Origin of the sequence: Flavobacterium sp. P21 (genome assembly GCF_050632225.1) — a bacterium.
In the GTDB taxonomy this organism is placed as follows: Bacteria; Bacteroidota; Bacteroidia; order Flavobacteriales; family Flavobacteriaceae; genus Flavobacterium.
Map to the genome: position 1 here is coordinate 4,303,530 of NZ_CP192585.1, position 15,572 is coordinate 4,319,101.

A 15,572-nucleotide genomic window follows, 5' to 3' on the forward strand; every position below is an offset into this window, starting at 1 on the left:
CATATTCCATGAAAAAAATAAATTTTCTTTTTATCATTACTACCTTTTTTGTGAGTTTCTTTTGCAACGCGCAAGACGAAGCTTCAATTGAAAAAGAAATTATGGAATTGCATAAACCAACTAAAATAGTTCATGATTCTATTTCAAACTTAATGAAAGAAGTTAATTTAAAAATAGAAACCGAAAAAGATTCTATTAAAAAAATCAGCTTACTATGCGTTTAGATACATTATGGAATGCATTGGATGAAAATGGTATTGATGAATTAAAGCTTGATTTTGATTTTGCCCGAAAACATCCTAATTCTCAAAAAGCGTTACGTCTAATTAGAATTTCGGTAGGCCGTTTTGTGGGAATGAACTTTTATGACACTTTCGTAGAGGTTTTCCAAAACTTTTCTCCCGAAATTAAAAACTCAGAAGAAGGAAAAGAAATGGCCGAGAAACTACACTATTTCAAACAAAGCAAAGTGGGAAGCATTGCTCCCAATTTTAGTTTAAAAGATATCAATAACAAAGCTATTTCCCTTGCCGATTTTAAAGGCAAAAAATACATCTTGATTGATTTCTGGGCAAGCTGGTGTGCTCCTTGCCGAGAAGAACTTCCTTATATTAAGGAGTTATATAAAAATTATAAATCGCAAGGTTTTGAAATAATCAGCGTTACAAAAGATGAAAAATCCGATCTTTGGAAAAAAGCTATTGAAAAAGAAAAAATTCAATCTTGGAAACATGTTTCTATTTTAGAAAATCAAAGTACCGTCGATAAAGATTATTTTGTTAACGGTATTCCGCATAAAGTTTTAATTGACAAAAATGGAATTATTATTGGGAAATGGAAAGGCAGTGGCGAAAACAATAAACACGATTTACAGCGACAATTAAAATCGATTTTTGAAGCACAATAATAGAACAATGAATTTAACTGAACATTACAATCAACTTTATAAAACATCCTCTGAAGCAATTTTAGCAGGAAAATATTCTATTGATACTGAACTTAAAAACGAATCAGATTCACGATTTGGAATCACATTACTTATTCGTCCAAATGATGAAATAAAAGCCAATATCAAGCTTTTTTAAATGAATTGAAAGAAGCTGAGCCCGAGCAATATTTTTATCCAGATTCAGATATTCATATTACTGTAATGTCGATTATTTCTTGTTCTGAGGAATTTCAATTAAATCAGATTTCTCCAAACGATTATATTCAGCTCATCTGCAAAAGCATGGTCGATGCTGACAAAATCAAAATTCATTTTAAAGGCATTACGGCTTCTCCTTCTGCCCTAATGATTCAAGGTTTTCCAACGGATGAAACTTTGAATAATTTCAGAAACAAGCTTCGTGATAATTTCAAAAACTCAGATTTGCGGCAAAGCATTGACAGCCGTTATTCGATTTCGACAGCGCATTCTACGATTATGCGTTTTCAAGAACCGCTTCAAAATCCAAAGAAATTAATTGAAATTGCAGATCAATTTCGTGATTACGATTTTGGGGAACTTGATGTAAAAAACCTAGAACTTGTTTATAATGACTGGTATCAGCGTGAAAGTACTACGCGCGTTTTGGGGAATTTTGGTTTGAGGTAGTTTATTTTGCCACAAATTTCACTAATTCCACTAATTTTCATTCACTTAACAAAAATACAATTCGTTTAAATTCGTGTTATTCGTGGCGAAAAAAATCATTTTTTGAATGTTCCAAAATGCCATAAAACACCAGACGGATCAAGAAGAAAACATTCACTTCCCCAATCTAAATATTTTACTGGAGTGAGTTTTACACCTTCATATTTTTCAGAAAGATTTAATGCTAAAAGCTCATTATAATATCTTTCTGGATCATCAACTTCAAGAAAAATCATAGTGTTTTCGATCCATTCTTTGGCATAATAATCTTGAAGATAAAATGCAAATTCTCCATTTTTAAAAACAGAAAAATTAGATTCTAACACACCTTCTTCAAATCCTAAATCACGATAGAAACTTCTTGATATTTGAAAATCTTTGGCTCCGATGAAGGGACGAATTGATTTTATATTGTGGTTCATTTTATTACTGTTTTTTTATCCCTTCTTTAAAATATTCCCCAAACCACGACCAATCTGTTCAATAGCTTCAAGACCTTTAGTTAAAGGCGTTGCCGTGAAATCTTCGTAGGCATCCATTGCGCTTTCTTTTCGGTCATCTTGAGGGTAAACCAAAATAATATTGTTATTTTCAAAGAACTTCTCAAATTTCTGTGGAAGTCGTTCAAAAATAGACTGATACGAAACAGAGCCTTTTCGAGACAAATTGAATACAATTAAATCCGTTGGTTTTATTTCATCTGAAATCGATTCAAAACTGTCCCATTCTATGACACTTTTAAAACCAAGTTTCGCATTCAATCTCAAATTATTCGCAATTGCCTGAATGGTTTGGTGTGTTTTGTAATCCGCATAAAGTACAATTGGAATACTTAATTCCTGAGATAATCTACAAATTTTCTGCAATAAAAGATGGAAACCAATTCCTCTTTCAGAAAATGGCGGACAAATAAAAACCAATCTTTTTTCTTCAATAAAATTAGTTGGAAATCGGCATATGAATAAACTCTTATCGACATTATTGATGATAGAATCTACATTTTCACCAAAAATTTTATCCAAAAATCCCGTTTTTTTCGGCCAGCCAATAATAACAATATCCGACATGATTTCCTTAGAAGTTCTTGCAATTCCACTCGCTGGATTATGGTCGATTCTGGCAATTGTATTTATTTTTACCTCTGAAGCTGAACCTTGAATAACAAATTTATCAACTGCTTTTCTGTATTTTAAAATATTCTTTTCAGCCTGATCATTATTCGGAACAATAGTCAACAACGTTACAGGATTAGCCGATTTTTTATCTTTAATCAAAAGCGCAAAATCCAACAAACTCGCTGTGGCTGAAGTTTTCGCAAGTGGAATCAAAATATGCTCGTCTAAAATTTGATCTTTGTCAGCATCTTCATGCGAGATTTCTTCTTCACAAATCGCTATTTTTTTCGCCGCTTTTTCGGTTGCAAAAGAAGCTACGATACAAGTTATCAGAATCAGAATAATAGTTCCGTTTAGAATATTTTCATCTAGAATTTTCGCTTTGTAACCAACCAAAATTACGGCCAAAGTTGCCGCCGCATGCGCGTCGCTTAACCCAAAAATAAGCTGTCTTTCGGTTCTGGTATATTTAAAAACAATCTGTGCAAAAAAGGTCGCAGTCCATTTTCCAAAAATAGCCACAACACTCAAAGTTGTCGCTACAATTAAAGCTGTTGGTCCGCTTAAAATTACGCTTACATCAACCAACATTCCAACAGAAATCAAGAAAAACGGAATAAACAATGAGTTTCCAATAAATTCAATTCGGTTCATCAAAGCAGACGAATGCGGAATCAAAGGGTTTAATGCCAAACCTGCAACGAATGCACCAATAATAGGCTCCACTCCCGCTACTTCGGCCAAAAAGGCGGCGAAGAAAACCACTGAAAGCACAAAGATATAATGTGCATGTTTCTCACTTTCTAGTTTCTTGAAGAACCATTTGGCAATTCTTGGGATAACCAAAAACATAATTGCCGAAAAAATAGCTAATGAAACTGTCAATTTTATCCAAAAAGCCTGATTTAGATTTCCCTGACTGCTTCCCATAATTACGGCCAGAATAATCAAAACGGCAGTGTCCGTCAAAATGGTTCCACCAACCGTAATGGCAACAGCTTGATTTTTAGCAATTCCAAGTTTGCTTACAATTGGATAAGCAACCAAAGTATGCGTTGCAAACATGCTTGCCGTTAAAAAACTGGCATTAAATTCATAATGCAACAAATAATAACAAACCGGAAAACCTATTGAAAGGGGAATTATAAAAGTAAAAAATCCAAATAATAAACTCTTGTTTCGATTCGCTTTAAATTCATTCATATCGAGTTCTAGTCCAGCAATAAACATGATGTACAAAAGCCCAATCGTTGAAAATAAATTAACTGCAGAGTTTTTTTCTAAAAGATGCAAACCATGTGGCCCAATAATAACTCCAGAAATAATTAATCCGATGATTCCAGGAATATTGATTTTTTTAATAAAATCGGCGAAAGCAGAATTATAAAAAGTATTAAAGAAAAAATCAATACTGGATTCGTGAGCGGTAATTCGAATTCGTGTAAAAAATGCCTGAAAAATTCTATCATATTGTAATTTTATGCTTTGTGGTATTGTAATCGTAAAAAGACATTTTTCAGAATTAAAATAAAATCCCTTGAAGTGATTTCGTAATTATACCAAATAAATTAAGCGGTTTTAATGAAAGGCTCTCCACAAAAATACCGAAAAATAGCCAACTTTCTACGCAAACTGCATATTAAACAATTAAATTTATTTTGTTGCCAAATTATTAAAATTTAATACCATTTTTAACAAAAGCGCAAGATTAACGATCAAAATATAACTATCGTTGCATTATTCAATTATCTTTGTAATAACAAAATTGTAACAATGGAAGAATGTATCTCTGTTTTTGATATGCTTAAAATTGGTGTTGGACCTTCATCCTCACATACTTTGGGTCCCTGGAGAGCCGCAGAACGTTTTTTGGAAGAGCTAAAAAACGAATCTATTTTAGACCAAATCAAGCGCGTAAAAGTCGATTTGTACGGTTCACTTTCTTTAACTGGAAAAGGTCACGCTACAGATTTGGCTGTAATGCTAGGTTTGAGTGGCCAAGATCCTGAATATATTCCAGTTGAAGATATTGCTGGAATTATCAAAAAAATCGAAGACAAAAACGAAATTATTTTGGCTAATCAATATACTATTCCGTTTTATTTTCTTCAAGACATTGTTTTCAACAAAGAATTCTTGCCTTTTCATGCTAATGGATTAAAATTTACGGCATACAAAAATGACGATTCAGAGTATGAATCGACTTTTTATTCTATTGGCGGTGGTTTTGTTGTGAAAGAAGAACGCGAAAATGCAAAAATTAAAGAAGTTATCAAATGCGCTTTTCCTTTCCCAATTCAAAACGCTGTTGAACTTCTAAATTATACGGTTTCTGAAAACAAATCGATTTCCGAGATTGTTTATGAAAACGAAAAGTCAATGCGTTCTGAAGATGAAATTCATTCAGAGTTAATGCGCATTTGGAATACCATGCTAGAATGTATGTATATTGGCTGTCATTCTGAAGGAATTTTGCCTGGCGGACTTCATGTTCGAAGAAGAGCTTTTGATATGCACCAAAATTTAATCGGATTATCCAATTATACAGATCCTCAATCTTGGCTGGAAGAAATTAGAAAAACCGAAGTTAAATTCCGTCAAATCTTAAAATGGGTAAGCTGTTTTGCATTGGCAGTTAATGAAGTAAATGCTTCTTTAGGAAGAGTTGTTACAGCTCCAACAAATGGAAGTGCTGGCGTAATTCCAGCAGTTTTGATGTATTATATGGTAATTGAAAACCATAATGCAGGTGAAAAAGAAATCAAACAATTTTTGATGGTTGCTGGAGAAATTGGAAGTATTTTCAAAAAAGGTTCAACAATTTCTGCTCGCAATGGGAGGCTGTCAGGCCGAAATTGGCGTTTCGTCATCAATGGTAGCAATGGCGCTTTGTGAATTAATGGGCGGTACTCCTGCACAAGTTTTGATGGTCGCCGAAATTGCCATGGAGCATCATTTAGGATTAACTTGTGATCCTATTGGCGGATTAGTTCAAATTCCATGTATCGAAAGAAATACAATGGGCGCTATAAAAGCTATAAATGTCGCAGAATTAGCTCTTGAAACCGATTCTAAAAATGCTAAGGTTCCATTAGACAAAGTAATCAATACGATGTGGGAAACGGCAAAAGATATGAATTCCAAATACAAAGAAACCTCTGAAGGCGGATTGGCAATTGCGGTAAATATGGCCGATTGTTAAAATTTATTACTTAATTTTGCAAACTAAAATTCACGTTTTAAAAGCATAAATAACTTTTAAAATAATTAAAAAAACTAAAACTTACTCATAATGTCAGTTGCTAAAAAAGATTATAAAAGAATCACTACCAAATCGTTAATTGAAATGAAAAGCAATGGAGAGAAAATCTCTATGCTTACTGCATATGATTACACAATGGCTAAAATTGTTGATACTGCAGGTGTCGATGTTATTTTAGTGGGAGATTCTGCTTCAAATGTAATGGCGGGACACGAAACAACTTTGCCAATTACTTTAGACCAGATGATTTATCATGCTTCATCTGTTGTTCGCGCTGTCGAGAGAGCTTTAGTTGTGGTAGATTTGCCTTTTGGAAGTTATCAATCTGATCCTAAAGAAGCTTTGCGCTCTTCTATCAGAATTATGAAAGAAAGTGGCGGACATGCTGTAAAATTAGAAGGCGGAAAAGAAATCAAAGAATCAATCAAAAAGATATTAAACGCCGGAATTCCTGTTATGGGACATTTAGGCTTAACTCCTCAATCTATTTACAAATTTGGAACTTACACGGTAAGAGCTAAAGAAGAAGAAGAAGCTGAAAAATTAATTGAAGATGCTAAAATGCTTGAAAAAGTAGGATGTTTTGCTGTAGTGCTTGAAAAAATTCCAGCTGAACTTGCTAAAAAAGTGGCAGACAGCATTTCAATTCCTGTTATCGGGATTGGTGCCGGTGGAGGTGTCGATGGACAGGTTTTGGTAATTCACGATATGCTGGGAATGAACAATGAATTCAGCCCGCGTTTCTTGCGTCGTTATCTGAATCTTTATGAATCAATGACAAAAGCTATTGGTCAATATGCGGCTGATGTGAAGTCAAAAGATTTCCCTAACGAGAAAGAACAATATTAATTTTTAGACTTTCTTAGACTTCTTAGATATTAGACTGCTTAGACTTGTGCTTTATTTTTTTAATCCATAAGTCTTAATTTAATATCAAATCAATACAAGTCTAAAACAAAAATCTAAGAAGTCTAAGTCAGTCTAAAAATCTAACAATCTTAAAAAAAATGCATCAATTTAAAGAACTTTTAATTTGGAAAAAAAGCAGATTATTTTGTTCTAAAATTTATTCGATAACTGCAACGTTTCCTAATGAAGAAAAGTTTGGAATAATTAATCAATTAAGAAGAGCATCGGTTTCAATTCCTTCAAATATTGCTGAAGGCTCATCAAGAAATTCCAATAAAGATTTTGCGCGTTTTTTAGAAATTGCAATTGGATCAGCTTATGAAGTTGAAACACAACTTCTAATTTCGTCAGATCTAGGTTTTATTAATGAAGAAAACACCTCTGAATTAATCAACATGTTGGAAGAAATAACTAAAATGACATCTAGATTTAGAGCAACTCTACTGTAAATCTAAAAATTCTAAGAAGTCTAAGTCAGTCTAAAAATCTAAGCAAGTCTAATATGAAAATTATTTCAGATAAAAATAACCTCCAAATTCTTCATGAAGACAATCACATTATTGTGGTCAACAAGCGTGTAGGCGATATTGTACAAGGAGACAAAACGGGAGACAAGCCTTTATCTGATGTTGTAAAAGAGTATATTAAAGCCAAATACAATAAACCTGGTGATGTCTTCTTGGGTGTGATTCATCGTTTGGATAGGCCGACTACTGGAATTGTGGTTTTTGCCCGAACAAGCAAAGCATTATCTCGAATGAACGAACTTTTTAGTAATCGTGAAACCAAAAAAACATATTGGGCGATTGTAAAAAATAAACCTTCAGAAGCTTCTGCCAAATTGATTCATTATTTAAAAAGAAACGAAAAAAACAATACTTCTAAAGCACATTTAAAAGAAGTCCCTGATAGCAAACTAGCAAGCTTGGACTACAAAATCATCAAGGAACTTCAAAATTATACTGCTCTTGAAATCAATCTTCATACAGGGCGTCATCACCAAATTAGGGCACAGTTGTCTGCAATTGGTTCGCCAATAAAAGGCGATTTGAAATATGGTGCGGATCGCGACAATCCTGATGGAGGGATTCATCTTCACGCCAGAAAACTGGTTTTTACACATCCCGTTTCAAAAGAAAATATCACAATTATTGCGCCTACTCCAGACGAAACAATTTGGAATGCAGTCTAATTTTTTATGATATAATTGTTAATTTTTTAAATTTTATCGATTAACTTGCATAGCCGTAAAAAACAAGCTAATCATAAAATGGACTACAAAAACGACATCGGATACAGAAAAGAAACGCTTAAAAAGTTGTTGTACAACATTCAAAAAAGCGAAGATTTGATTGTTCAAGCTTTATACGATGATTTCAAAAAGCCCGAATTTGAAGCTGTTTTAACTGAAACAAACTATGTTATTTCGGAATTAAAAGATACGATCAAGAACATTTATTCTTGGGCAAAACCCAAAAATATTCTTCCATCACTTCTCAATTTCCCATCTACTGATTATATCTACAAAGAACCTTATGGAAAAGTTCTAGTCATTGCGCCTTGGAATTATCCGTTTCAATTGGCATTATGCCCTTTGGTCGCGACAGTTGCGGCAGGAAACAGAGTCGTTTTAAAGCCATCAGAGCTCACACCGCATACCTCAGCAATTATTTCCAAAATCATTTCTAAAACATTCCATATCAAACATGTTGAAGTTGTAGAAGGTGGTGTTGAAGCATCAAACAAATTGCTCGCAAAACGTTGGGATTATATTTTCTTTACAGGAAGTGTTTCTGTTGGGAAAATTATTGCAAAAGTCGCTGCCGAAAATCTGACGCCTGTCACATTAGAATTAGGAGGAAAAAATCCGTGTATTATCGATGAAACCGCTAATTTAAAATTAGCCGCAAAACGAATCGTTTGGGGAAAATTCATTAATGCAGGACAAACTTGCATTGCACCAGATTATATTCTGATTCAAAAAAATATGAAAGTCAATTTTGTAAGTTTCTTAATTGACGAAATCTTAAATGCATACGGAAAAAAGATAGACAAATCACCTGATTTTGCGAGAATCATAAATACTAAAAATTGGTCGCGTCTGGACAGTATGATAGAACGAGAAAAGGTGATTTTTGGAGGAGAAACTGATGCCGAAAAATTATACATTTCGCCTACTTTAATCGAAGACCCAGCATTAGATAGCCCTGTAATGAGAGAAGAAATTTTCGGACCTATTTTGCCGATTCTCACTTATGAAAACGAGGTCGATATTGAAAACGTTGTTAGTCGATATGAAAAACCTTTGGCATTCTATGTTTTCAGCGAAAACAACAATTTTGCAAAAAAACTAATTACAAACTACTCATTTGGAGGCGGATGCATTAATGACACAGTAGTTCATTTCTCTAACAAACGACTTCCTTTTGGCGGTGTCGGCCATAGCGGAATCGGTGCATATCACGGCCAATTAAGCTTTGATATTTTCTCGCATCACAAGGCTGTGGTAAAAAAGCAAACTGGCTTGATCTTCCTATGCGATATGCTCCTTATAAGGATAAACTGACGTCTCTTAAACGTTTATTAGATTGGCTCTAAATATCAAAAAAATGTCGTTGTTAATTTTGTAGAATATCATATGTAATTGATTAAAAATACTATATTTACGTTTCAAAAATGACCGTAAATTCTAAAAATACAAACAATTCCATATAAAAATGAAATCTACACTTGCCAAAATCGAGAACATTAAAAAAAATGGCTATACAATAGATTTTTCTACTGTCTTTGATCATGCTTTCGAAAACTTTAAAAAAATAACGCTTTATTCTGCACTTATTCTGTTGGTTTTCTCTTTTATAGCCGCAGTTGTCGCGGTAACGGTTTTAGGAAATATTTATGGTTTTGAACATGTGACAAAAGTAGTTCAAGAGAGCTTAAAACCTACTAAATTAACTTTAGATGAAGCATTAATTTCTACTTTTGGAGTATCACTTTTAAGCGCTATTCTTGCACCATTTAGCGCTGGTTTCTTCAAAATGGCTGATGTCGCTGACAAAAACAATGAATTCAAGGCGTCATTCATGTTCAGTTATTACAAATCTCCTTATTTTGCTCAATTATTTGCTTCAACTTTAATTATCACAGCAATCAATAATGCAATTGCAAATACACTTGAAATTGCTGGTTTTGTATTTATTGGAGTAGCAGTTTCGATCGCTATAAACTTTTTCATGTATTTTGCTGTTCCGTTAATTGTATTCGGAAATTTAAAAGCAATTGATGCAATTAAAGGAAGCATCACGCTGGTAACCAAAAACCCTTTATTGATTTTCGGCGTATTTATTATCGGAATCGTAGGCTCAATTGTTGGTGTATTTGCTTGCGGTATAGGTTTTCTATTTACATACGTTTTTAATACGTCTTTAAATTACGCAACATATTATGCCATTTTTGATATGGAACAAGAACAAGATTCAATTGACTCTATTGGCCAATCGGATCAAATATGAAACTGAATTTCTGAACAAAAAAGAGCTTAACCTACTCTTTCAGAAAGTCACAAAATACTATTAACTAAACCGTACCTTCCCAAATTTATGGTAGAAAACTACAGTTTTTATAGTACATTGAATTCAGGAATTGCTTTAATTGGCAATACCCTGAAATCAATTATAACAAACTGGTTTGTTTTCAGTCCGGAAGTCATTTTCTATAATAATCCCAAACTTATTGTTTTAGGATTTTCTCTATTTGCCTTTTTAGGAATCCTAATTTATCAGTTTTTCAGAATCAAAGCCAGAATTGGTTATTTTATTGAGAAGAAAAAAGAGACCGAAACACTTACTAAAGAATACCAGCTATACATTCTTTTTTTGGAATTGCCGTTATTGTTATTGAGATTATCAATGAAATTTTTAAGATAAGGCCAAAAAGCCTCTTGATTATAAACTTAATCATTGGTTCCAGTGTTTTGGTTATTTACGTGCTTACTGATAAAATCAAATATTTTCGCGACCGGATTCAGAACATATTTATTGTTTCTTTCTTTTTTTACATTGCTTATGTAATGCGCAATATCATTAATCTTCCTGATGATATTTTGCCTATTCTTACTTTTTTAATATCCTTTTTCTTTTCCTACACCGTATTAAAACCTATAAAAGTATATTGGGCTTTTGTTGGCCTGGCTTTTCTTTATTTGATAACAACCGTTGTTTTTCAATTAATTCCAATAAAATCATCGGTTTTGTTGATCAATTTCAGCATTGTTATTTTTATCATAAACCAAGTAAAATATGCTGTTTTGCAAAACAATAAAGACAATTACAGGTTTACCAACGAAATTGTACACAAAGGAAATTCGCTTACAATTGCAACAAACGAAAATGGAGAACTATTGTTTTGCGGCGAAACAATCACCTCGATTTTAGGCTATCATCCTGATGATGTCATGGCGCTGGAATTTTGGAAAGTCACCGAAGATTCAGAATTCAATAAGGATAATTATTACAAAAATTATATCGACAATAAGTTATACATCAGAAAATTAAAAAGCAAAAACGGCGAGTACAAGTACATTCAGTGGAAAGACAAAAAGTTTTCTAAAAATTTGATTATTAGCATCGGGCAAGACGTTACAGAACAAATTATCGTTCAAGATCAATACAAAAATCTGATTCAGACTGCTACCGACATTATTTTTGAAATCAGTATTAACGGCCATTTCACCTTCTTAAATGAATTTGGGTATTCGATTTTGGGATATACCGAAAACGAAGTCATAATGCGACATTATTCGAATTTCATACATGAAGACTACATTAGAAATGCTGTTGATTTTTATGAGAATTTAGAAAAAAACGAGCTTAATTATCCCACAATAGAAATTCCGATTTTGAAGAAAAACGGAGAGGAATTATGGATTTCTCAAAAAGTTATTGTTCGCAAAAATGATTTGGGAACCACAATCGGTTTTGCGGGAATTGCACGAGATATTACCGAATTAAAAAATGTCGAAAACGAGAAAAAAAGACGTTTAGAAAAAATCGAATCTTATAACAATTCGACCAAAAAACTTTCGACAACAAACTTTACCGATTACGACAATATGCAGACCGTAATTGATTATATAATCAAAGAGGTCGCTTTGGTGTCAAATGCCAACAGAGTAAGTTTTTGGAGATTTTCAAATGACGTTATTACTTGCAAAAATTTATTTAGTCGAGACAATCAGACTTTAAGCGACAAAAACATTCTCGATAAAGAATCTTATCCAATCTATTTTGAAACGCTTAAAAACAAAGCCATTATAAATGCTCCTGATGTTTTTGACAAATTAGAAACTTCAGAATTTCAGGAAGCTTATTTCACAAAAAACAAAATAAAATCAATGCTGGACGTTCCAATTTTCCTTAACGGACAATTGGCAGGAGTTGCTTGTTTTGAAAGTACAGGAGAAAAAAGAGAATGGGACAACGAAGATATCAATTATGCCAGAACTATATCAGATGTAATTTCGTTAGCAATTTCGTCACAAATGAGGCTTAAGGCCGAGAAAAAACTAGAATTAAAAACCGATTTGCTTTCGGCAATGGCACTTTGTACAGAAAAGTTTTTATCGAGCAAAGGCCCGCAAAAAATGTTTCAGGAAACCTATGATATTATTGGAAAAGCATCAAAAGCTGATCATATTTTTTATTATGAAAAAGATTTTGAAACCAATACCATTAGCCAGCAATATAAATGGTCAAGAGAAGGCGTTGTCCATCAAATAACAGAACTTCAAAAATTCACGGATGAAAACCTAAAAGAAATTATTTTTCATTCGCAAAGCAAAAGGGTTTTAAGCATGCTGACCAAAAATCTTGAAGAAACATTTTTCAAGAAATTACTTGTTGCAAATGACATTAAATCAATTTTAATTCTTCCAATATTTTCAAATGATGTCTTTTCTGGCTTTATTGGTTTTGATGATTGCACGAAAGAACGAAGATGGACTGATGATGAAATTTACATCTACCAAACATTGGCCAATAATATTTCAGCGGCTTTAGACCGACATCGAAATCAGGCCAAAATCAAAGAAAGTGAAGATGCAATTAAAGCAAAAGAACTTGCTGAGGTCGCAAACAAGTCAAAATCTGATTTCTTGGCCAATATGTCCCACGAAATCCGAACTCCATTGAATGGAATCATTGGATTTACGCATTTGTTGATGAAAACCAATCTTGAAGAAATTCAGGAAAAATACATGACAACCATTAATCAATCGGCACATTCGTTGCTTGAAATTATTAATGATATTCTTGATTTCTCAAAAATTGAAGCTGGAAAACTGGAGCTTTATATTGATTTATATGATCTTCAAAAAATTCTAGGACAAATATTCGATTTGATTATATATGAATCAAATCAAAAAAACCTTCTATTGGAATTAAACGTTGATCCTAATGTACCAAAATACATCTGGACTGATATTGTTCGTTTAAAGCAAATTTTGATTAATCTGCTGTCAAATGCAGTGAAATTTACCAATGAAGGATCCATCAAATTAAATGTTTCGGTACTCGATCAAAAATACGACGATCAATATCTGATTCGTTTCTCGGTTATTGATACCGGAATTGGAATATTGGAAAAAAATCAGAAGAAAATTTTCAAAGCATTTTCGCAAGAAGATAGCTCAACTACGAGGAAATTTGGAGGAACAGGTTTGGGGCTTACAATTTCGAATCAACTATTAGCGTTAATGGAAAGTCGTTTGCAGTTGAAAAGCAAAATCGACGAAGGAAGTACTTTTTATTTTGATTTGAATTTGAAAACGAGCGAAAATACAGTAAGCGAGAAACTAAAAGCGCTATCAAACGGACACGAGCCCGAATATGTACTGAGTTACAATTCAAATGTCAAGAAAATAACCATTTTGATTGTTGAAGACAATAAAGTAAACATGCTTCTTTTGAAAACCATTGTCAAAAATCTAAATATGAATTCGATTATTTTTGAATGCGAAAATGGTTATGAAGCTGTAAAACAAATCGAAAATATCAATCCAGATTTAGTTTTCATGGACATTCAAATGCCAATCATGAATGGTTATGAGGCAACAAAAGCCATACGAACAACAGAAATTGGCAAAACTATTCCAATCATTGCTGTAACAGCAGGCGCAGAAAAAGAAGAAAAAATAAATGCATCTCTGCCGGAATGAACGATTATATTTCAAAACCTATTATTAGAGGTACTGTAGAAGAAGCATTGCGAAAATGGCTAAAATAGTTCAAAACTTAATAGACCTTACTATCTCAATATTGCTAAAAAATATATAAATTCGTATTAATAAAAACATAATAAGTTTAAATCTAGCATACTTATGAAATGGCAAGGTAGAAGACAAAGTGATAATGTAGAAGACCGAAGAGGTATATCTGGCGGAAAAGTCGCTATTGGCGGTGGAGTTATTGGAATCATTATTTTGCTATTAAATGTTTTTGGTGGCGAAACTGGCCAAACTGTAGGAGCCGCATTGGAACAAATGCAAGGTGGCCAGCAAACTCAAACAGAAGCCGCAACACCTTTGAGCAAGGAAGATGAGGAAATGGGAAATTTTGTTCGCGTTATTTTGGCAGATACTGAAGATATTTGGGGCAAGATTTTCCAAGAACATGGAATGACATATGAAAAACCAAAATTAGTTCTGTTTAGAGGTTCTGTACAAACTGCGTGCGGTGGAGCGTCATCAGCTTCTGGGCCGTTTTATTGTCCAGGCGATCATAAAGTATATATGGATCTCGGCTTTTTTGAAGAACTTAAAACAAAATTTGGCGCCAAAGGTGGCGATTTTGCAATTGCATATGTTATAGCACATGAAGTTGGGCATCACATTCAAACCTTATTAGGAACCTCGGCAAAAATGCGTCAGGCGCAAGAAGGAAAAAGTGAAGCCGAAGCCAATAAACTTTCTGTTGCCCTAGAACTTCAAGCCGATTTTTATGCAGGAGTTTGGGCACATTATAACCAACAGAATTTAGATGCCGGAGATATTGATGAAGCATTGAGCGCCGCAAATGCAGTTGGTGACGACGCTATTCAAAGCAAAATGCAAGGACATGTAGTTCCAGATTCATTTACCCACGGATCATCTGAACAAAGAATGTACTGGTTCAAAAAAGGTTTTAAAACCGGAGATATTAAGCAAGGTACAACCTTTGAGGAAATTCAATAATACATAAACCAAATATAATAACCGCAAAAAAGCCCAACTTTACCGTTGGGCTTTTTTAATTTCCAAAAATTAAAAATCTAATTTAGCTAGAAGCTACTTCTCTTTACAATTTCGACGAAGGAGAAATCTTCGCTAGAAACTCCACAAAGTTGGAGACATACTGTACGGAGCTACTAACGAAGATTTCTCCTTCGTCGAAATGACAAGATCGCGCTGATCTCGCCAATAAATCTGTTTTCGAACAAAAACAAAAAAAGCCTTGAATTTCTTCAAGGCTTTAAATCTGGGTGGCTGACCGGGTTCGAACCGGCGACCCGCGGCACCACAAACCGCTACTCTAACCAGCTGAGCTACAACCACCATTTTTGCTTAGCGAGTGCAAATATAGAACAAAGGTTGAGTTCTACAAAGAAAAAAATGAAA

12 protein-coding genes, 1 tRNA gene and 3 pseudogenes are annotated in these 15,572 nt (G+C 33.6%); 13 read left to right on the plus strand and 3 right to left on the minus strand.

Annotated features, from left to right (window positions below; all coding sequences use genetic code 11):
• Nucleotides 1-8 precede the first annotated feature (8 nt).
• Genes ACQ9BO_RS21595 through ACQ9BO_RS21610 form a run of 4 tightly spaced genes read left to right on the plus strand, consistent with a single transcriptional unit; the run spans nt 9 to nt 1,597 of the window.
• A complete protein-coding gene (locus tag ACQ9BO_RS21595; RefSeq protein ID WP_431242420.1) occupies nt 9-224 on the plus strand; it encodes a hypothetical protein in 216 nt (71 codons plus the stop codon).
• Nucleotides 215-907 carry a TlpA family protein disulfide reductase gene (locus ACQ9BO_RS21600; protein ID WP_431242421.1) on the plus strand — a complete coding sequence of 231 codons (693 nt, stop codon included), beginning with the start codon at nt 215-217 and terminating at the stop codon, nt 905-907. The genes ACQ9BO_RS21595 and ACQ9BO_RS21600 overlap by 10 nt, the downstream gene beginning before the upstream one ends.
• A gap of 7 nt (nt 908-914) precedes the next feature.
• Nucleotides 915-1,085 carry a hypothetical protein gene (locus tag ACQ9BO_RS21605; protein ID WP_431242422.1) on the plus strand — a complete coding sequence of 57 codons (171 nt, stop codon included), beginning with the start codon at nt 915-917 and terminating at the stop codon, nt 1,083-1,085.
• Nucleotides 1,086-1,090: 5 nt separating this feature from the next.
• Nucleotides 1,091-1,597, plus strand: a complete 507-nt coding sequence (locus ACQ9BO_RS21610; RefSeq protein ID WP_431242423.1) for a mutarotase — start codon at nt 1,091-1,093, stop codon at nt 1,595-1,597.
• Between the two features lie 95 nt (nt 1,598-1,692).
• Here ACQ9BO_RS21610 and ACQ9BO_RS21615 read toward each other — a convergent pair whose 3' ends face one another.
• Entirely contained in the window at nt 1,693-2,058 is a 366-nt protein-coding gene (locus tag ACQ9BO_RS21615) for a glyoxalase (RefSeq protein ID WP_431242424.1), read from the minus strand.
• A 15-nt stretch (nt 2,059-2,073) separates the two neighbouring features.
• Nucleotides 2,074-4,220, minus strand: a pseudogene (locus ACQ9BO_RS21620) (cation:proton antiporter).
• Nucleotides 4,221-4,524: 304 nt separating this feature from the next.
• Between ACQ9BO_RS21620 and ACQ9BO_RS21625 the strand changes: the two are divergent.
• The 9 genes and pseudogenes from ACQ9BO_RS21625 (at nt 4,525) to ypfJ (ending at nt 15,149) form a co-directional block, all read left to right on the plus strand.
• Nucleotides 4,525-5,953 (plus strand): annotated as a pseudogene (locus ACQ9BO_RS21625) (L-serine ammonia-lyase).
• Nucleotides 5,954-6,043: 90 nt separating this feature from the next.
• Nucleotides 6,044-6,862, plus strand: a complete 819-nt coding sequence (panB, locus tag ACQ9BO_RS21630; protein ID WP_132989950.1) for a 3-methyl-2-oxobutanoate hydroxymethyltransferase — start codon at nt 6,044-6,046, stop codon at nt 6,860-6,862.
• Nucleotides 6,863-7,020: 158 nt separating this feature from the next.
• Nucleotides 7,021-7,371 (plus strand): four helix bundle protein, encoded by a 351-nt coding sequence (locus ACQ9BO_RS21635; RefSeq protein ID WP_431242425.1) that lies wholly within the window; start codon nt 7,021-7,023, stop codon nt 7,369-7,371.
• Between the two features lie 53 nt (nt 7,372-7,424).
• On the plus strand, nt 7,425-8,114 hold the full coding sequence (locus tag ACQ9BO_RS21640; protein WP_431242426.1) for an RluA family pseudouridine synthase: 690 nt from the start codon (nt 7,425-7,427) through the stop codon (nt 8,112-8,114).
• Between the two features lie 78 nt (nt 8,115-8,192).
• Nucleotides 8,193-9,520 (plus strand): annotated as a pseudogene (locus tag ACQ9BO_RS21645) (aldehyde dehydrogenase).
• Nucleotides 9,521-9,639: 119 nt separating this feature from the next.
• Nucleotides 9,640-10,434, plus strand: a complete 795-nt coding sequence (locus ACQ9BO_RS21650) for a hypothetical protein (RefSeq protein WP_431242427.1) — start codon at nt 9,640-9,642, stop codon at nt 10,432-10,434.
• An 87-nt stretch (nt 10,435-10,521) separates the two neighbouring features.
• Entirely contained in the window at nt 10,522-10,848 is a 327-nt protein-coding gene (locus ACQ9BO_RS21655; RefSeq protein ID WP_431242428.1) for a hypothetical protein, read from the plus strand.
• Nucleotides 10,849-10,862: 14 nt separating this feature from the next.
• Nucleotides 10,863-14,135: an ATP-binding protein gene (locus tag ACQ9BO_RS21660; RefSeq protein ID WP_431242429.1), complete on the plus strand. Its 3,273-nt coding sequence runs from the start codon at nt 10,863-10,865 to the stop codon at nt 14,133-14,135.
• A 162-nt stretch (nt 14,136-14,297) separates the two neighbouring features.
• A complete protein-coding gene (ypfJ, locus tag ACQ9BO_RS21665; RefSeq protein WP_431242430.1) occupies nt 14,298-15,149 on the plus strand; it encodes a KPN_02809 family neutral zinc metallopeptidase in 852 nt (283 codons plus the stop codon).
• Between the two features lie 286 nt (nt 15,150-15,435).
• Here ypfJ and ACQ9BO_RS21670 read toward each other — a convergent pair.
• Nucleotides 15,436-15,509, minus strand: a tRNA-His gene (locus ACQ9BO_RS21670).
• Nucleotides 15,510-15,572: the final 63 nt, after the last annotated feature.

Coding starts and splice junctions, on each gene's coding strand:
- ACQ9BO_RS21595 (WP_431242420.1), top strand. CDS start 9: ATGAAAAAAATAAATTTTCTTTTTATCATTACTACCTTTTTTGTGAGT.
- ACQ9BO_RS21600 (WP_431242421.1), top strand. CDS start 215: ATGCGTTTAGATACATTATGGAATGCATTGGATGAAAATGGTATTGAT.
- ACQ9BO_RS21605 (WP_431242422.1), top strand. CDS start 915: ATGAATTTAACTGAACATTACAATCAACTTTATAAAACATCCTCTGAA.
- ACQ9BO_RS21615 (WP_431242424.1), bottom strand. CDS start 2,058: ATGAACCACAATATAAAATCAATTCGTCCCTTCATCGGAGCCAAAGAT.
- panB (WP_132989950.1), top strand. CDS start 6,044: ATGTCAGTTGCTAAAAAAGATTATAAAAGAATCACTACCAAATCGTTA.
- ACQ9BO_RS21635 (WP_431242425.1), top strand. CDS start 7,021: ATGCATCAATTTAAAGAACTTTTAATTTGGAAAAAAAGCAGATTATTT.
- ACQ9BO_RS21640 (WP_431242426.1), top strand. CDS start 7,425: ATGAAAATTATTTCAGATAAAAATAACCTCCAAATTCTTCATGAAGAC.
- ACQ9BO_RS21650 (WP_431242427.1), top strand. CDS start 9,640: ATGAAATCTACACTTGCCAAAATCGAGAACATTAAAAAAAATGGCTAT.
- ACQ9BO_RS21655 (WP_431242428.1), top strand. CDS start 10,522: ATGGTAGAAAACTACAGTTTTTATAGTACATTGAATTCAGGAATTGCT.
- ypfJ (WP_431242430.1), top strand. CDS start 14,298: ATGAAATGGCAAGGTAGAAGACAAAGTGATAATGTAGAAGACCGAAGA.